The following is an 18,091-nucleotide window of genomic DNA, read 5'->3' on the forward strand; positions in this document are numbered from 1 at the left end:
CCCCGGCCCACGGATACACGCCCACCCCGCCCGCGCGCCCGCCCCCCCCGGGCGCCGCTCGCGGCGCGCCGCTCGGCGAGCCGGGCCGTGGGCGGCAGCAGCCGCAGGGTCAGGACGGTACCGGCGAGCAGCGCGAGCGCCGGGGCGGCGACCAGCAGCGGATCGATGCCGAGGGCGCCCGCGCGGTCACCGGTGAGCGCCCCGGAACCCCCGTCGACGGAGTCCACGCCCTCGGCGCCGCCGGTCTGCCGGTCGAGCTGCCAGTACGCGACGGCCGCGACGACCAGCAGGCCGACATCGGCCCCGGCCCGCACCGGCGCCGGCAGGGACGCGGCCCGCTTCTTGCGCAGGCTGACGCCCGCGCCGTCCCCGGTGCTCAGCGCGGGCGCCACGACGGCGGCCGCGCAGCACACGGCGACGAGCGCCGCGACCAGCCACACCTGACCGAGCGGGATGTCGTCGAGCCGGACCCCGAGCGCGCCGAGCGCGGAGCGGTCCGCGAGCAGCCGGGTCAGCGGCCCCGCGAGCAGCGGGGCGATCACGGCGGCGGGCAGCGCGAGCAGCAGCGCCTCCACGGCGGCGAGCCCGGCGATCCGGCGCCGCGAACCGCCCCGGGCCCGCAGCAGCGCGGTCTCGCCGGACCGCTCGGTGCTGAGCAGCCGGGCGACGAGCAGCAGGGCGTACGCGGCGAGCAGCACCAGCTGCACCGCGACGATCATCAGCGTGGACCGGGAGACGAGCAGCGCCCGCTCGGTCTGCGCCAGGACCGTGGGCAGCGAGGTGCGCGCGGTGACGGTCGTGCCGAACGGAGCGGTGGCGGTGGCGAGCGCCTTCGGCTCGGCCGAGGCGGCGGCGCTCAGGGCGGCGATGCGCTCGGTGGTGACGCCGGTGTAGTCGGCGGACGCCATCCAGGACGTCTCGCCCGAGCTGACCCGCCCGGCGGCGAGCACGGCGGGGTCGGCGAGCAGCGGGCCGTACGTCGTGAAGACGACGGTCTTCACCCCGCGGCCGCCCGCCGGGTCCAGCTGCCAGTAGAGGTCGCTCTGGTCGACGGGCCGGTAGAGCCCGGTGACCCGGGCCCGCACGGGCTTCCCGCCGAGCCGGTCGGTGAGGTCGAGGACGGTACCGGGCCCGATCCGCAGCCGCTTCGCCGCCTCTTCGGGGACGGCGACGTCGATGGTGGACCCGTTCGCGCCGGTCCCGGGCCAGGCGCCCTTGACGAGCGCGAGCCGCGAGCGGTCGAGGGCCGCGACATGGGTGAGGTCCGGTTCGCCCTGGCGCGCGGCCGGGCTCTGGAGGGTGCGGGGGAGTGCGTACGGGCCCGAGCGCTCCAGCTTCCGTACGCCCACCGGCAGCCCGTCGAAGGTCCGGCCGGCCGACGCGCGCACGGCGGCGTCGGCGCTCTCCCGCTTGTCCACCGGCACCTGCCCGGTGACGACGAGCGCGGCGCCGGGCGCGGCCCGGCCCTGGAGGGTGCCCTGCAGGGCGGCGTTGCCGATGGAGCCGGAGAAGGCGGCGAGCGAGGCGAGGACGGACGTGGTCAGGAGGACCGCGAGGAGCGCGGCGGCGAGCAGCAACCGGTGGGCTCTGACACGCAGCAGTACAAAACCGGTCACGCATCCCCCTGAACCCCGCCGAACGTTCGTCCGATGTTTTCAGAGGGCACGTGCCGCTGGAAACCGCTTGCAGGCGGACCTTGACTGGATCGTGACCGTTATCCGGCGTTCAAACTCCGGAATCTGTCAGTCCGCGCCGTCGGGCCGCGTGCCGGGCCCTTCCGCGCCGGATCCGTCCGTCGGCGCCGTCACTCCGCGGTGTTCACCATGGAGGCCGCCGCGTACGTCAGGTACTTCCACAGCTGGCTCTCGTGCTCGGGGGCGAGGCCGAGCTCGTCCACCGCCGCGCGCATGTGCTTCAGCCACGCGTCGTGCGCGGCCCGGTCGACCTGGAACGGCGCGTGCCGCATCCGCAGCCGGGGGTGGCCGCGGTTGTCGCTGTACGTGCGGGGGCCGCCCCAGTACTGGATCAGGAAGAGCACGAGACGCTCCTCCGCGGGTCCGAGGTCCTCTTCCGGGTACATCGGGCGCAGCAGGGGGTCCTCCGCGACCCCCTGGTAGAAGCGGCGGACGAGACGTCGGAAGGTCTCCTCGCCACCCACCTGCTCGTAGAAGGTCTGCTCCTGAAGCGTGCCGCGCGGAATCTCGTTCACCGTTCCATCGTCTCAGATGCCCGGGCCGAGGACCGGAGGTCTAGGACCCCCGGACCCCGAGGGTTCAGGAGCACCGCCGGGAGCGCTCGCCCTGCCACCCCGCACGCAGGAGAGTGGAGGCATGGGCGCTCAGCGGGACGACTACGCCGATGCGGGCGCTCGGGCGCGACGGGCGCTCGTGCGGGAGATCGAGGCGTACGGCGTGCTCCACGACCCCGCCTGGCACGCGGCCTTCTCCGACGTGCCCCGGCACCTGTTCGTCCCCTACTACTACGTCTCCGGGTCCGCCGGCTACGAACGCCTCTGGTCCGGCGACCCCGACCCGGCCCGCCGCACCCGCTGGCTGCGCGGGGCCTACCGGGACGTGCCGCTGGCGACCCGGGTACGGGACGGGGAGCTGGTCACCTCCTCCAGCCAGCCCTCCCTCATGGCCCAGATGCTGGAGGCGCTCGACGTACGCGACGGGGACGACGTCCTAGAGATCGGCGCCGGCACCGGCTACAACGCCGCCCTGCTCAGCCACCGGCTCGGCGGCGAGCACGTCACCACCGTCGACATCGACGAGGAGATCACCGAGTCCGCCCGCGTCCATCTCGCCGCCGCCGGGCACCGGCCCGCCGTGCTCACCGGCGACGGCGCCCGGGGCTGCCCGGGCCGTGCCCCCTTCGACCGGATCGTCGCGACCTGCACCGTGCCCTCGGTCCCGTACGCCTGGCTCGCGCAGTGCCGCCCCGACGCGCTCGTCCTGACCCCGCTCTCCACGGGGCTGCTCCTGCTCCGGGTCGGCGACGAGGCCCACGCCGAGGGGCGCTTCCTCGCCACGTCCGCGTACTTCGTCGCCCTGCGCGGCGGCAACGCCCGCTTCCCGCGCGGGCGGCCGATGGGGCTGCCCCGGCACGTCTTCGAGGACGACCGCTTCCAGTTCCTGCGCACGCTGACCGAGGAGACCCTCGACGTGCGCGAAGCGCTCTCGCTCTGGCAGCGCGAGGGGCGGCCGGAGCGGGAGCGCTTCGGGGTGACGGTGAGCGGCGGCCGGCAGTGGGCCTGGCTGGACGACCCGGAGGGGCCGTACGCCTGGCCCCTTCCGGCCGGCTGATCGGGACGCGCGCTCCGCTATCCGCGTCGGATCGTGATCGTCGTCCAGGCGCCGACGTGCACCCGGTCGCCGTCCTGGAGCTGGACCGGCACGTAGGGCTGAATCGGTTCCTCGGCTCCGTTGATCGTCGTGCCGTTGGTGGAGTTCTGGTCCACCACGGCCCACGATCCGTCCGGCTGCTGCACGAGCACGGCGTGCTGGTGCGAGACACCCGGGTCCTCCGGCGGCACCGACAGGTCGATGTCCGGGGACTCGCCCGTGGAGTGACGGCGGCGGCCGATGCTGATCTGGTTGCCCTGGAGCGGCAGGTGCTGCGCGGGGGAGTACGCGGGCAGGTTCAGGCCCGATGCCTCCGGACCGCTGCGCTGCATCATCGCCAGGAAGTAGTCGCGGTCGGGGCCGATGTACGCCGACCAGCCCCCGGCGGGCCGCGGCGGCTGGTACTGCGGCTGCGGGGCCTGCGGGGCGTGGCCCTGCGGGGGCTGCGGCGCCTGCGGGGGAGCCTGGTGCTGCGAGGGCGGGGGCAGCACCCAGTCGTCGCCGCCCGGCGGGGGTGCCTGGTGCTGCGGCGGTCCCTGGTGCTGCGGGGGCGCGGGCGGCGCGGGGGCCTGCGGCGGCGCCTGGAAGAAGGACGGCGGAGGCGGCGGCGGTCCCTGCTGGAACCCCTGCGGCGGCTGCATCTGCGGCGGCGGCGTGGGGTCGGCGGAGAGCGGCTCGGCCGGCCGGTTCATCTGCGAGGGCCGCGAGCCCTGGTACTCGTACGGATCCGGCTGCGGCTGCGGCGGTTGGGGCTGCGGTTGCACGGGCCGGGGCGGGGTCTGGAAGCCGGGCGGCAGGTTGAGCCCGGGCGGCGGGCTCTGCTGCGGCGTGGGCGGTGCCACCGGCGTGTACGAGGTCGCGGTGTTGGTCAGGAAGTTCCAGCGGCACTCCTCGCAGAACGGGGCCATGGCCTCGCGCGGGGTGCGGCACTGCGGGCAGAGCTCGGCCTGGGCGGTCGCGTTCGGGTCGTAACCCCCGGGACCGGGCCCCTGACCGGGAGCACCGGGAGCGCCGGGGCCGCCGGGCCCCGGGTAGCCGTAGGCGGGCGGCGGCGGGGGAGGCGGCGGTACGGCACCCGCCGGCGCACCCGCCCCGGTCATGCGGTGTCCGCAGACCTCGCACCAGTCGTCGGAGACCGACTGGTGTCCGTTCGGGCAGGTCGGCATGTCGGTGCTTCCCCCTCTCGTCGTCCGGCCCCCTGGCCGGGCTACTTCTTGACGCGAACCGTCTTGGTGGAGCGGGTCTCGAGAGTCATCTCGTCCGCTTCCGCGACCTTCGCCTTCAAACGCACAGTACCCGTCGCCGCGTCGACGACGTCGACCACCTTCGAAAGCAGTTTCGCAGTGTCCTCGTTGCCGGAAGCGGCCGCCAACTGCACCGCGCGCCCCAGCTTGGCCGTCGCCCCGTCGTGGTCCCCGGACTTGCGGGCGTCCAGCCCCTGCTGGATGACCTGCGCCAACTCGGCCTGGCCCGTGTAGTGCGCGACCTGCGGATTGATCGACGTGGACATCGCCATGTCGTCCGTCCACACGGCCCGTACGAGGCCCTGGCCGAGCGTCGTCGGGGTGCCGCCGAGCCGGTCGGGGACGATCAACGAGACCCGGGCGGCGAGCATCTCCTGCCCGATCCCGGCCTGCGGGACCCGCACGCAGACGTGGTAGTCGCGGGACTCGTCGCCCCACGAGCCCGTGGGGTAGTCCCCGGCGCGCGGCCCGGCCTCCGTGCGGCGCCCGGTCAACTCCGCGACCGTCGGGGCGACCTGCTTGACGAAGACGATCTCCACGCCGACCGGGGTCCACAGCCGGAGCGCGACCTCCGCGACCTCCTTGCCCATGGCGTTCTCCACCATCACCGTGAAGTCCGTGGCGAGGCCCTGCGGATCGGCCACGATGTCGGCCGTGCCGAGGAGCGCCGAGGCGATCCCGGTGACCTCCTTGACCTCCCAGTCCGTACCGACACCGCGCGCGTCACAGGTGAAGCGGCCCGAGCAGGCTTCGAGCGCGGCGCGCAGGTCCTCGGGCGCCTCGTGCTCGTTGCGGCCGTCGGTGAGCAGGATGCCGTGCCGGATCGACACGTCGGCCGAGCCGAGCAGCCGGTCGGCGAGGCTCAGCCAGGTGCCGATCGCCGTACCGCCGCCTGCGCTGAGCCGGCGCAGGGCGTCCTTCGCCTGGCCGCGGGTGGCGGGCGAGGCGACGGCGAGCCCGCCGTTGCCGGGGTAGACCTCGTTCGCGACGTGCGTGCCGGCGACGACGGCGAACAGGGTGCCGTCGCGCAGGGCGTCGATGGCGGCGGCGGTCGCGTCCCGGGCGCCGCGCATCTTGGTCGGCGGGTACTGCATCGAACCGGAGCAGTCGATCATGATCACGACGGCCGCGTCCGCGCCGCTGCCGCCGCCCGCGCCGTTACCGCCGAGGCCCGCGCCGCGGCTGGTCCCGCCGCCGGTCGAGGACACCGTGACGATGGCGCTGACGTCCCGCCCGCCCTCGGGCAGGAACTCGTTCTGGTACACGTCCACCGAGAACTGGGGCGCGTGCGACTTGGAGAAGTTCGCCATGGGTTGAGGCTCCTCGACAAACAAGTGTGAAGGGGGACAGAAGGCCGGCGACCGCTCAGGCCGATCCTGCCCCTTGTGGAGAGAGGGTGAACGGCAGCAGCGCCACTGTTACGTTGTCGTGGCCACCGCCGTCCAGGGCGTGGCCGACCAGGACCTGGGCGCCGTGCAGCGGTCGCCCGGCGGCGTCCGCGGGCACCACCCGGGCCATCTCGTCGGCGGCCTCGGCGTAGTTCCAGAGCCCGTCGGTGCAGACCACGACCACGCCCGGCCGGTCCGGCTTGAACGCGGCGGTGTGCGGCTCCAGTTCGTACGCGTCGGCGCCGAGCCAGCCGGTGATGGCGTGGGCGCGCTCGTCGGCGTACGCCTCCGCCTCGTTCATCAGGCCCGCCGCGACCATCTGGGCGGCCCACGAGTCGTCCTGGGTCAGCCGCGCGGGCGGCGAGGTGCGGTCGTCCGGCACCCAGTACGCCCGGCTGTCGCCGACCCAGCCGACGATCAGCAGTCCGTCGGCGACGATCGCGCCGACGATCGTGCAGGCCGGAGCGTTCTGGTGGCGGTGCGGGTCGTGGTCCTGGCCGTCCTGGCCGGGCTCCTCGGCCAGCGAGTTGACCGCCTCCGCGGCGGCGACGATCGCCTCGTGCATGGCCTGCTGCGGGTGCGTGCCGCGCGGCAGGGCGGTGAGCAGCGCCTGGCCGGCCGCGCGGGCTGCGGCGGCCGAGGCCTCGTCGGGGCGGGTCGCCGAGGAGACGCCGTCGCAGACGATCGCCAGGGAGGCGGGGGAGCCGTCGGGCAGTGCGGTGGCCGAGACCGCGAACGCGTCCTCGTTGCGGTGGTGGCGCAGGCCCCGGTCGCTGACGGCCGCGACCGAGGAGAGCTCCTCCTCCATGTGGTCGCGCTCGCGCGGCTGGGCGTGCCCGCAGTTCTCGCAGTACCCGTCCGGGTCCACGGCCCCGGACCGGCAGGCCACGCACAGCTTGGCCCCGGCGGGCGTCCCGGCGGGCGGGGTGGCGCTCTGCGCGGCGGCGGCCCGCGGGTCGGGCGCGGCCAGCGTGAAGTCGCCCTCCTCCGGGGCCGCCTTCGGGGTGTCCGTGCGGACCGCCATCGTCGGCAGGTCGCGGCCGCCCGAGTCGGTGCCCGGGAGGTCGCCCGGGTGCTGGGTCGCCGTGGAGAGGGAGTTCGGGTCGCGCGCCGGGGGCTCGGGCCAGGCCACGGGCGTACCGATGGCGACCGTCGGACGGTCCGAGCCCGCGGCCGCCTCCGGTACGGCCGTCAGGTCGTAGCCGCACGCCCCGCAGAACCGGTCGGCCGAGGCCGGCGGCTCTCCGCAGCCCGGGCAGGCGGACAGGTCGTGCTGGGGCAACTGGGACATACTCACACCCACGTCCGGGGGCGGAAACGGTTGGCCCGCTCCACCAGTTCGATCCTCTCCTCGCCCCGCTGGGCGAGCCGGGCGAGCACCCGGTACGAGCGTTCGAGGCCGAAGCGCAGCCCGCGCTCGTCCAGTTCGCTGCCGAGCAGCCGCGCGCCGTCCGGAGCCGCGCCGGGACTACCGGAGAGTACCCAGTCGAGCGCCGAACCGAGGACCTCCGTCGACAGCCGCTCCTGACGCACCGCGTCCAGACCGAAGTCCTGGAGCGCGGAGACCTGCGCGGCGGCAGCGGTCAGGTCCGCGCCGAGCGGCTCCTGCGCCGCCCGCCGGCGCAGCCGCGCGCGCACCGCCGCGACCCGGGCCGCCGTGTAGTGGATCGACGCCTCCGGTACGGACTCCAGGGTCCGTACGGCTCCGGTACGGTCGCCGGCCGCGAGCCGGACCCGGGCGAGCCCGAAGGCCGCGCTGACATGGTTCGGGTCGGTCGCCCACACCAGGTGGTAGTACTCGGCCGCGTTGTCCAACTGGCCGAGCACCTCGGCGCAGATGCCGAGGGCCAGCTTGGGCGCGGGCTCGCCGGGGAAGGCGTCGTAGATCGCGTCGAACGACAGCGCCGCGTTCTCGTGGTCGCCGGTCACCAGCGAGGTGATGCCCCGGTACCAGACGACCCGCCAGTCGTCCGGGTGCCGCTCCTCCAGCGTGGTCAGGGCGCGCCCGGCGGCGCCCGGGTCGTCCATCTCCAGGCGGGCCCGCAGCTCGCGCAGCCGCAACTCCAGGGAGGGCGCGGGCGCGGTCTGCAGGGCGCCGATCAGCTCGGCGGGCGCGGAGGCCAGCAGGCCGGCCAGGAAACCGGCGTTGGGGTCGGTCGGGTCCACGCGAGGCACGGGCAGCGCGAGCGCCGCGGCCCGCCCGTCGAGCGGCGCGAGGAAGGGCCCGACCGGTACGGCTCCGGGGGCGAGCGCGCCACCTTGAACCGGAACCGGAACCGACGCGGCCGGCAGGGCCTTGCGGCCGCCGCGCGCGCCGCCGCCCGTCCGGGCGCCGAGGGCCGAGACGTCCCCCGTCAGCTCGGTGAACAACTCCGTGTCCGTGACCCGCAGTTCCGTCCCGAACAGCGTCGAGAGCGCCGGGCGCGGACGGCCGGTCTGGAGGGCGACGACCTCGCGCAGGACGCCCGTCAGCTGCTCCGCCATCTCCTGCGCGGAGGCGAAACGGCGCGCCGGGTCGGGGTCCGTCGCCCGGACCAGGAAGCGGTAGAACGACTCGTACGTCCGCAGGACCTGGACGTTCTCGGGGTCGGGCAGCGAGTCGACGAAGACGTTGGTGTAGCCCTGGAAGTCGAAGGCCAGCACGGCGAGCGTGCGCGCCACCGTGTACAGGTCGCTCGCCACCGACGGACCGACCTCGGCCACCTCCGGCGCCTGGTAGCCGACCGTGCCGTAGATCGCGGACTCGTCGTCGTCCATCCGCCGGACCGCGCCCATGTCGATCAGCTTGAGCTGGTCCTCGGTCTGGATCGCGTTGTCGACCTTGAAGTCGCAGTACAGCAGGTTCCGGCTGTGCAGGTGGCCGAGCGCCTCCAGGGCCTCGATCCCGTACGCGCAGGCCTGCTCCACAGGCAGCGGGTCGCGCCGGCCGTCCGGCGACCGGCGGTCGTTGGCGATCTCCTTGAGCGACTTGCCACCGACGTACTCCATGACGATGTAGCCGTCGAGGGAGCCGGTCCGCGGGTCGAGGTGCTCGACGAAGTTGTAGATCCGGACGATGTTGGAGTGCTCGATCTCGGCGAGGAAGCGCCGCTCGGAGATCGCCGCGGCCATCGCGTCCTGGTCGCCGGTGTCGAGCAGGCCCTTGAGGACCACCCAGCGGTCGGAGACCGCCCGGTCGACCGCCAGATAGACCCAGCCGAGACCGCCGTGGGCGAGGCAGCCCACGACTTCGTACTGCCCGTGCACGACGTCCCCGCCGGCCAGCTTCGGCACGAAGGAGTACGGGTGGCCGCACTTGGTGCAGAAGCCCTCCGTGCGGCCCGCCCGCTCGCCCCGCGAACGGCCCACCGGGGCACCGCAGTCGGAGCGCGAGCAGAATCGCTTCCGCTCGGGAACCTCGGGGTTCTCCATCACCGCGGCGCGCGGGTCGGGGCGCGGCACCTCCGGGATCGTCACCAGGCCCGCGCCCAGCCGGTTCCGGCCGGACTGCGCCGTCGACGAGCCGGAGCTGCGCACCGACACCGAACGGCCGGTGGACCCGCCCGACAGCGAGCGCGAGAGCCGGCCGGAGACCGAGCGGCGCGAGGTCGAGGAGCGGGAGGAGCGCGAGGAGGCCCGGCCCGAGGCCCGCGAACTCGACCGCGACGCACCGGACTCCTTGCCGGAGACGGCCATGCCGGTCGGATTGGACTGGAGCATGCCCCCGGACGAGACGACGGGGGCGAGCCCACAGGTGTCGCAGTACAGCTCGCCGCCACCCATGTCCTCGTACGAACCCTCACAGGAGGGACGCTGACAGCTGCTCACCACGGACTCCCCGCTCACCACTGGTTCCCCCTCACGTCTCTCGGGCCGGACAGCACCTCGGCCGCCGCATGCTGGTACCGCAACACCGCCTGCTCGGCGACCCGCAGGTCGCAGGGCGCGCTCCACAGCATCCGGCGCGCCACGTCGTACCGCTCGATCAGGAGCGGATCCTCCGCCGCGCCGAGCCGGGCCACCTTCGCCTTGTACGCGTCGAGCCGGCCGCGCAGCTCGGCGCGGACGGCGAGCGGCGCGGTGACGGCGGTCAAGGACGCGCGGGCGCGCTGCAGTTCGTCCTCGGCCTCCACCTCCAGGGACTCCAGGAGCGGCGAGAGCCGGTGCCACTGGGCGTGCCTGCGGTACTCGGCGGCCGTCGCCAGACGCTCGTGGAGGACCGTCGGCGGGCCGCTGACGGCCGGCACCTCGGAGGCGGCGATCTTGGCGAGGACCTCGCCGCGCGCCACCCGTGCCTCGGCGAGCGTCCGGTCGGCACGCGAGAGGACGTCCCGGAGCCGCAGCAGCCGCTCCTCGGAGTCCTGCCGGACGGCGAGGACCGCCTCGATCTCCCGCCGGATGTCCTCCAGGGCGCGCGCGGCCCGGTCGTACCGCTCGGTGTCGGGACGACCGCCGCCCGGCGCCGAACTGCCGACGGCGGGCCGCCAGAAGGCCAGCGGGTCGGTGACGACCTGGGACCGCAGTGTGGTCAGCTCGGCCGTGATCGACTCCAGCTCGTCGCCGGCCGGATGCTCTCCCGGCCGCACCCCGACGGAGTGCGCGAGCGAGCGCGTCCGGCCGAGCTCGGCCGCGAGGAGGTCTATCCGCGCGGGCAGCGCGGACCAGACCGCGTCGGCCGTCACGACCATGTCGAGCGAGGACGCGTACAGCTCGTTCATCCGGGCGACGAGCCGCTCCAGGCTGAACCGCTCGGAGAGCCGGGCGGGACCGGTCAGCGTCGGCGCGGCCGGCGCCTGGGCGCCGCCCGCGACGAGCACGCTCTCGCCGCGCAGCCGGTCGGTCAGCTCCACGAGGTCCTCGCGGCTGGCCCAGCGCCGGCGCGCCCGCAGCTCACGGGCGCCGTACAGGGCGCCGGTGTACGCCTCGAAGTACGTCCAGAGCAGGGTGATCGTGCGCTCGGTGGTCTGCCAGCGGTCCCGGGTGGTCCCGGTCAGCTCGGCGCCTTCGAGCAGCCTGCGGCCCGCGTGGTCCTGGAGCGCCAGCAGCGAGTCCTCGATCGCCTTGTGCTCCGCGCCGAGCCGCGCCAGCGCACGGTCCACCTCGTCCCGGTCCATCACAGGGCCGGGGGTGCCCGCGACGCCCATCGATCACCTCTCGCTCTACTTGTACAGGGGTGCGGGCGGCCCGGGTATCCCGGGCAGGTCCGCCTTCAGCCAGTCGTCGTACGCGGCCCGCCACGCGCTCTTGCGGTACTCGACGAGGACGTGGTTGACCCGGCGGACCAGGTCGTCGTTGCCCAGCTTGGTGGCGACTCCGTAGTACTCGGTGGTGAACGGCTCGCCCTTCAGCTCCACGGCCGGGTCCTGGGCGGCCTGTCCCGCCGCCAGCGCGTTGTCCGTGACGACGGCGTCGACCTCGCCCATCTGGAGCCGGGCGAGGCAGTCCAGCTGGTTCGGGACGGTGTACAGGTCCTTGTCCGCCTTGGTGCCGTCGCCCTCGTCCTTGAAGGTGGCGCCGAAGGAGTTCTTCTCCAGGGCCTCGTATGCGGTGGAGCCCTCCGCCGTGCAGACCCGCTTCCCGGCGAGGGAGGAGTCGTACCCGGTGATCGTGGAGTCGTCCTTGGCGGCCAGGACCTGCTGGCCGGCCTGGAAGTAGGCGGTGGAGAAGGCGACCTGCTGGATCCGCTTGCAGTTGATCGTCATCGTGCGGACGACGAGGTCGACCTTGCCCGAATCCAGGGCGGCGACCCGCTGGTTGGTGGGGATCGTGCGGTAGATGATCGCGTCCTCGCTGCCCAGGAGATCCTTGGCGATCGCCTTGGCCAGCGTGATGTCGAACCCTTCCAGCTGCCTGCTCTCGGGGTTGAAGTACCCCCAGTTGTAGCTGTTCTGGTCGACGCCGACGACGAGCTTGCCGCGCGCCTTGATCGCCTGGACGGCCGGGCCGTCCTGGGTGTCCGGGGTGAGCGAGGCCTCCGGGTTCTGGCAGGTGTCCGCCTTGACCTGGACGCCCGTGCCGACGCCGGGGCCGGTCACCTGGGGCGCCGCCGCGGAGTCGCTTCCGCCGTGCGCCAGCGGCAGCACGGTCAGCGAGGCCGTGAGGCCGCAGGCCACGGCCATCGCGGCCACCCCGCCCCAGCCGCGCGGGCGCGCCAGGGGGCGCCGGCCGCTCAGGAGCGCGGCCATGCCGTGCCTCGCGCCGTCGACGCTCTTCCGCATCCCGCCCCCTCTCACCGGTACTCCGACAGCCTGCGGTTGATGCCCATGATCGCGCCCGCGGCGCCCAGGGCGCCGAGCGCCGCCGCACCGAGCGGGAGGGCGGTGAGCGCGCCCCTGCCGCCCTCGGCGGCCTGGGTGAACTCGCGCTGCTCGTGGTCGAGGGCCTTCTTCAGCGCCGCGTCGACCTGGTCGAAGGTTTGCCCGGTGGACTCGTCGGGGCCGGCACCGGAGTCGTCGGGGCCGACGACGCTGACGCGCGCGCCTTCGTAGTCGCCCGAGTCGTCCTTCTCCCGGGCGCTCTTGTGACGCGTCTGCCACTCGGCCGTACGCTCGGCGGCGGCGGCCAGCGGGTCGCGCCCGGCGTCGTCGTCGGCGAGCTCGCGGGCCTCGGCGAGCGAGTCCGTCAGGGTCCTCATGCTCGCGGCGTAGTCGGTCTCGTACTTGTCGTTCTTGCCGTCGTCGGTGAGGACGGCGCCCCGCGCGACGAGCGTCAGGTTCTCGTTGGCCCGGGCCTTCAGGGAGCTGATCCGGGCGGTGTTGAGGACCTGGAGCGAGCTCTGCCCGTGCACGCGGGCGTCGTCGAGGCCGGCGCGGGCGACGGTGTGCGCCGCCGCCAGCCAGAGCAGTACGACGACGGAGGCGGCCGTCGCGGCGAGGAGACCCTGGTTGAAGACCCGGTTCGTCCGCGCGTACGTGCGGCGCTGGGCCCAGACCAGGACGGCGAGGACGGCGATGCCGAGGGCGAGCGAGAGGAACGGCCAGTCGCGGGCGTCCTCGTCGTCCTGGGCGAGGCGCGCGGTCTCCGCCTCGTAGAGCCGCTCGGCGGCCGGCAGGAGCTGCGTGGTCATCAGCTGGTTCGCGTACCGCAGATAGGCGCCGCCGAGCGGCAGGCCCTGCCGGTTGGCGGCGCGGGCCCGCTCGATCAGGCCGGTGTACTGCGGCAGTCGTTCGTTCAGGACGGTGATCTCGCGGGCCGACTGCGCCGAGCCCTCGGTGCTCGCCGCGGCCTTCACCAGGAGGCGGGACGCGGTGCCGATGTCGTCCCTGTACCGCTTCTGGAGGTCGGCGGGGTCCCGCTCCTTGGAGAGGAAGCCGCTGGCGGCGGCCGTGTCGGCGTCGGCGAGCGAGCGGTAGATCGCGGCGGCGTCGGCGCTCAGCGGCTGGCTGCGGCTCACCACGTCGTCGGCCGAACCGGCCCGGTCCGACACCTCGTAGGCGGTGACGGCCCCGAACGCGACGACCAGCAGGGCCAGTACGGCGCCCAGGATCTGCAGCCTGCCCGGCTCCGTCGTGGCGGCGCGGCGCAGCACCACCCGGACCTCGCCCCAGGCCCCGCGCCCGCCGGGCGCGGCCGCGGGCGACGAACCGGGGGAGGTGGAGACGACGTAGGCGGCGGCGGGCGACGCGCCGGGCGGAGTCGCCTGCGCGGGCACACCGGTCCCCGGGCGCACGGGCGTGGAACCCGCTGCCGAGGCGGCAGGCGCATTCGGCGGGTGTGTCAACGTGGCCTCCCCCTCGGTCCGACGTTCCCGGCCAGCAGTATGGCGTCAGGGACCCTGCCCGCACACCAGGATTGACTGGATCTTGTTTCTATCGTGCCCCATCGCGCGCCACCCCCGTGGGCGAATCCCCTGCCATGAATACGCTTTTCGGACGCGATCGGTTCCCTCGCGCGCCTCCTCGAACGGGTGAACACCCGGGGCGCACGACGACCTCGGTGAACGACGGCCGGGGTGAATGACACCCGGGGCACACGACGACCGGGGCGCCCCCCGCGAAGGGAGCGCCCCGGTGTCACCACGCCTGTGGGACTTCAGGCGTAGTGGCCTCGTAGCCGCGCCGCGGCCTCCGGCCCGGCCGCCACCGCGTCCAGGGCGAGGAGCGCCGCGCCCAGCACCGGCGGGGACGTGACCACCCCGATCACGGCCTTCGGCGCCTTGACGGCAAGGAGTTCGGCGATCCGGTCGTCCAACTCGGGGTGCCGCGCGGCAAGCACGCTGCCGCCGAGCATCACCGGCGCCTCCTCGTCGAGGAGTTCGAGCCTGCCGAGCGCGACCGTCGACAGCGCGGCGACCTCCTCGGCCAGCCGGTGCACCAGCGAGCGGGCGACGGGGTCGCCCTCCGCGCTCGTACGGAACAGCACGGGCGTCAGCTCGTGGCGCCGCTCGTAGGGGATGGACCCCAGGTGCAGCGCCTCGATCAGCGCGTACATGGTGGGAAGCCCGAAGTGCGCGGGCAGCGTCCGGGCGAGCGCGGTCGCCTCGCCCCGGCCGTCCTCCGCGCGGGCGGCGAACCAGAGCGCCTCCTCGGCGAGTCCGCTGCCGCCGCCCCAGTCGCCGGAGATCTTGCCGATCGCGGGGAACCGGGCGGTGCGCCCGTCGGGCAGCATGCCGACGCAGTTGATGCCCGCGCCGCAGACCACGGCGACCCCGCGCGGCTCGTCGATCCCGGCGCGCAGGATGGCGAAGGTGTCGTTGTACACCCGGACCGAGGGGCTCCAGCCCCTCGCCTCCAGGGCGGCGGTCAACTCCGCCTCCTCCACGGGGAGATCGGCGTTGGCGAGACAGGCGGAGACGTGCGCGAACTCCAGGGGCAGGCCCGCCTCGGCCGAGGCGCGGCCGACGATCTCCGCGAGCGCGTCCACCGCCTCCTCGACCCCGACCACCGGCGGCTGGAACCCGCCGCCGCGCGCCGAGCCGAGCACGCTCCCGTCCGCGCCCACGACCGCCACGTCGGTCTTGCTGTTGCCCGCGTCGATCGCCAGAAGCGCGCCGTTGAGGTTCACGCCCACGCCAGGTGCTCCCGGTTGTGCGCGATCAGCCGGTCGGTGAGCCCGTCGGCGTACGCGTGCTGCCCGACCAGCGGGTGCGCGAGCAGCGCCTTGAACACCCGATCGCGGCCGCCACGAAGGGCTGCCTCAAGCGCCAGGTCCTCGTATGCCGTGACGTTCGCGATCAGCCCGGCGAACAGCGGGTCGAGCGGGGCGACCGGCAGCGGCACCGGGCCGTTCGGCCCGACCGCCGCCTGCACCTCGATGACGGCGTCGTCCGCGAGGAACGGCAGCGTGCCGTTGTTGTACGTGTTCACCACCTGGTACGGCGAGCCTCCGCCGCCAAGGAGCGAGGCCGCGAGGTCCACGGCCGCCTCCGAGTAGAAGGCGCCGCCGCGCTTGGCGAGCAGGGCCGGCTTCTCGTCGAGCGCCGGGTCGCCGTACATCTCCAGGAGTTCCTTCTCCATCGCGGCGACCTCGGCCGCCCGCGAGGGCTTGGTGCCCAGCTCCCGTACGACCTCGTCGTGCGCGTAGAAGTAGCGCAGGTAGTACGAGGGGACGACGCCGAGGCGGTCCACCACCGACAGCGGCAGCCGCAGGTCGTCGGCGATGGTCTCGCCGTGCGCGGCGAGCAGCCGCGGCAGCACGTTCTCGCCCTCGGGACCGCCGAGACGGACCGCGGTCTCCCAGGTCAGGTGGTTGAGCCCGACGTGGTCGAGGTGGACCTCGGACGGCGCCACGTCGAGCAGCTTCGCGAACTTCCGCTGGAAGCCGATGGCCACGTTGCACAGCCCCACGGCCTTGTGCCCGGCCTGGAGCAACGCGCGCGTGACGATGCCGACGGGGTTGGTGAAGTCGATGATCCAGGCGTCCGGGTTGGCGCGCCGGACCCGCTCGGCGATGTCCAGGACCACCGGCACGGTCCGCAGCGCCTTGGCGAGACCGCCGGCGCCCGTGGTCTCCTGGCCGACGCAGCCGCACTCCAGCGGCCAGGTCTCGTCCTGGTTCCGGGCGGCCTGCCCGCCGACCCGCAGCTGGAGCAGGACGGCGTCGGCGCCCGCGACCCCGGCGTCGATGTCGGAGGTGGTGACGATCTTCCCCGCGTGGTCCTGCTTGGCGAAGATCCGCCGGGCGAGCCCGCCGACCAGTTCGAGCCGGTCGGCGGCCGGGTCGACGAGGACGAGTTCGGTGATGGGCAAGGTGTCGCGCAACCGCGCGAATCCGTCGATCAGTTCGGGGGTGTAGGTGGAGCCGCCCCCCACGACAGCGAGCTTCATAGTGTTCAGCTAGCCCTTCACTCCGGTCAGTGTGACTCCCTCGACGAACGCCTTCTGGGCGAAGAAGAAGACGAGGATCACGGGGGCCATGACCAGTACGGTCGCGGCCATGGTCAGGTTCCAGTCGGTGTGGTGCGCGCCCTTGAAGGACTCCAGGCCGTAACTCAGCGTGTACATCGCCGGGTTCTCCGACGTGTAGATCTGCGGTCCGAAGTAGTCGTTCCAGCAGTAGAAGAACTGGAACAGCGCCACGGCGGCGATGCCGGGCTTCGCCATCGGGAGCACGACCTTGAGGAGGGTGCGCAGTTCGCCGCAGCCGTCGAGGCGCGCGGCCTCGATGTACTCGTCGGGGATCGTCAGCAGGAACTGGCGCAGCAGGAAGATCGCGAAGGCGTCACCGAAGGCCATCGGGATGATCAGCGGCCACAGGGTGCCGGAGAGGTCCATCTGCTTGGCCCAGAACAGGTACATCGGAATGATGATCACCTGCGGCGGCAGCATCATCATCGAGATGACGAGCAGCAGCGACAGATGCCGGCCCCGGAAGCGGAACTTGGCGAGCGCGTACGCCACCGGGATCGAGGACACCACGACGAGCGCGGTGCCGAGCCCGGCGTACAGCAGGGAATTCTTCCACCAGTCCAGGAAGCCCGGGGTCTTGAAGACCCGGACGTAGTTGTCCCAGTGCCAGCTGTTCGGGGTGAGGTCGCGGGTCAGCGCCTGCTGGTCGCTCATCAGCGAGGTCAGGAGGACGAAGACGAACGGCAGCACGAAGAACAGGGCCGCGGCTATCCCCAGGGAGTGCACGGCGATCCAGTGCAGGAGCGCCTTGCGGCGGGCCGTCTTCTCGGCGGCGCCCGCGGACGCCTCGCGCACGGGCCGGTCGAGCGTGGAAAGGGAGCTCATGGTCAGTCACCCGAGCCGATCAGGCCGCCCCGCCGGCGCATGAGCAGCGCGGTGAAGGCCATGGAGAGCGCGAACAGGACGAGGGCCACGACGCTGGCCGCGCCGTAGTCGAAGCGGCCGAAGCCGAGGTTGTAGACCAGCTGCGGCAGCGTCAGCGTCGAGTCGTCCGGGTAGCCCGGCTCGAAGGTCTGACCGGAGCCGCCCATCACACCCGACGCGACCTTCGCGGCCACGATCGGCTGCGTGTAGTACTGCATCGCGCCGATGATCCCGGTGACGACCGCGAAGAGGACGATCGGCGAGATGTTCGGCAGGGTGACGTAGCGGAAGCGCTGCCAGGCCGAGGCCCCGTCCAGCTCCGCCGCCTCGTACTGCTCCTTCGGTACGTCGAGCAGCGCGGCCATGAAGATGACCATCAGGTCCCCGACGCCCCACACGGCGAGGACGGTGAGGGCCGGCTTGGCCCAGGCGGTGTCGTTGAACCAGGAGGGCGCCGGGATGCCGACGGCCTCCAGGACCGAGTTGACCGGTCCCGTGCCCGGGTTGAGCAGGAAGACGAAGGCCAGCGTCGCCGCGACCGGCGGGGCCAGGTACGGCAGGTAGAAGAGGGTGCGGAAGACCCCGGCACCCAGCTTGATCTTGGTGATGAGCAGGCCGATGCCGAGACCGAACGCCACCCGGCAGGCGACCATGACGACCGCGAGCCAGAGGGTGTTCTGCATCGCCGGCCAGAACTTCGGCAGGTCGGAGAAGACGTACGTCCAGTTGTCCAGGCCCCGCCAGGTCGGCGGGTTCAGCCCGTCGTACTTCATCAGGGAGAAGTAGACGGTCGAGACGAGCGGGTACGCGAAGAAGACGCTGAAGCCGATCAGCCAGGGCGACATGAACGCCGCGGTGCGAAGCGCGTTGCGCACGCGCTTCGACCGCAGCGCCGCCTGACGCCCGTCGAGGGTGTCGGAGGACAT

13 protein-coding genes and 1 pseudogene are annotated in these 18,091 nt (G+C 73.5%); 1 reads left to right on the forward strand and 13 read right to left on the reverse strand.

Going from position 1 to position 18,091, the window contains the following annotated elements; translation table 11 throughout:
• Together ACWCO8_RS36845 and ACWCO8_RS36850 are read right to left on the reverse strand one after the other, a co-directional pair.
• Nucleotides 1-1,616: pseudogene (locus ACWCO8_RS36845) on the reverse strand (FtsX-like permease family protein); the annotation flags it as partial.
• A 188-nt stretch (nt 1,617-1,804) separates the two neighbouring features.
• Nucleotides 1,805-2,209, reverse strand: coding sequence for a globin (locus ACWCO8_RS36850; protein WP_315893251.1), 405 nt, complete (start codon nt 2,207-2,209; stop codon nt 1,805-1,807).
• A 121-nt stretch (nt 2,210-2,330) separates the two neighbouring features.
• Here ACWCO8_RS36850 and ACWCO8_RS36855 point away from each other — a divergent pair, with 121 nt between their 5' ends.
• Nucleotides 2,331-3,305: a methyltransferase domain-containing protein gene (locus ACWCO8_RS36855; protein WP_451035878.1), complete on the forward strand. Its 975-nt coding sequence runs from the start codon at nt 2,331-2,333 to the stop codon at nt 3,303-3,305.
• A gap of 17 nt (nt 3,306-3,322) precedes the next feature.
• On the opposite strand, the gene ACWCO8_RS36860 is transcribed toward ACWCO8_RS36855, so the two are convergent.
• From ACWCO8_RS36860 to ACWCO8_RS36910, 11 genes are all read right to left on the reverse strand, one after another.
• Nucleotides 3,323-4,510 (reverse strand): FHA domain-containing protein, encoded by a 1,188-nt coding sequence (locus ACWCO8_RS36860; protein ID WP_451035879.1) that lies wholly within the window; start codon nt 4,508-4,510, stop codon nt 3,323-3,325.
• A gap of 41 nt (nt 4,511-4,551) precedes the next feature.
• Complete coding sequence (locus ACWCO8_RS36865) at nt 4,552-5,898, reverse strand: vWA domain-containing protein (protein WP_451035880.1); 1,347 nt, start codon at nt 5,896-5,898, stop codon at nt 4,552-4,554.
• Between the two features lie 55 nt (nt 5,899-5,953).
• Nucleotides 5,954-7,267, reverse strand: a complete 1,314-nt coding sequence (locus tag ACWCO8_RS36870) for a PP2C family serine/threonine-protein phosphatase (protein WP_451035881.1) — start codon at nt 7,265-7,267, stop codon at nt 5,954-5,956.
• Nucleotides 7,268-7,269: 2 nt separating this feature from the next.
• The gene (locus ACWCO8_RS36875; protein WP_451035892.1) at nt 7,270-9,786 is read right to left on the reverse strand and encodes a tetratricopeptide repeat protein; all 2,517 of its coding nucleotides are present in this window, start codon (nt 9,784-9,786) and stop codon (nt 7,270-7,272) included.
• 11 nt (nt 9,787-9,797) lie between these two features.
• The gene (locus ACWCO8_RS36880) at nt 9,798-11,099 is read right to left on the reverse strand and encodes a hypothetical protein (protein WP_451035882.1); all 1,302 of its coding nucleotides are present in this window, start codon (nt 11,097-11,099) and stop codon (nt 9,798-9,800) included.
• 15 nt (nt 11,100-11,114) lie between these two features.
• The gene (locus tag ACWCO8_RS36885; RefSeq protein WP_451035883.1) at nt 11,115-12,173 is read right to left on the reverse strand and encodes a glutamate ABC transporter substrate-binding protein; all 1,059 of its coding nucleotides are present in this window, start codon (nt 12,171-12,173) and stop codon (nt 11,115-11,117) included.
• Between the two features lie 11 nt (nt 12,174-12,184).
• Complete coding sequence (locus ACWCO8_RS36890) at nt 12,185-13,675, reverse strand: hypothetical protein (protein WP_451035884.1); 1,491 nt, start codon at nt 13,673-13,675, stop codon at nt 12,185-12,187.
• Nucleotides 13,676-13,986: 311 nt separating this feature from the next.
• The gene (locus ACWCO8_RS36895; RefSeq protein WP_451035893.1) at nt 13,987-14,958 is read right to left on the reverse strand and encodes an N-acetylglucosamine kinase; all 972 of its coding nucleotides are present in this window, start codon (nt 14,956-14,958) and stop codon (nt 13,987-13,989) included.
• Complete coding sequence (locus ACWCO8_RS36900) at nt 14,955-16,220, reverse strand: 6-phospho-beta-glucosidase (protein ID WP_451035885.1); 1,266 nt, start codon at nt 16,218-16,220, stop codon at nt 14,955-14,957. Before ACWCO8_RS36900 ends, ACWCO8_RS36895 begins: the two co-directional genes overlap by 4 nt.
• Before the next feature lie 9 nt (nt 16,221-16,229).
• Nucleotides 16,230-17,126 (reverse strand): carbohydrate ABC transporter permease, encoded by an 897-nt coding sequence (locus ACWCO8_RS36905; RefSeq protein WP_451035886.1) that lies wholly within the window; start codon nt 17,124-17,126, stop codon nt 16,230-16,232.
• Between the two features lie 2 nt (nt 17,127-17,128).
• Entirely contained in the window at nt 17,129-18,091 is a 963-nt protein-coding gene (locus ACWCO8_RS36910) for a carbohydrate ABC transporter permease (RefSeq protein ID WP_362006691.1), read from the reverse strand.

It is taken from the genome of Streptomyces sp. NPDC001927 (genome assembly GCF_053594455.1).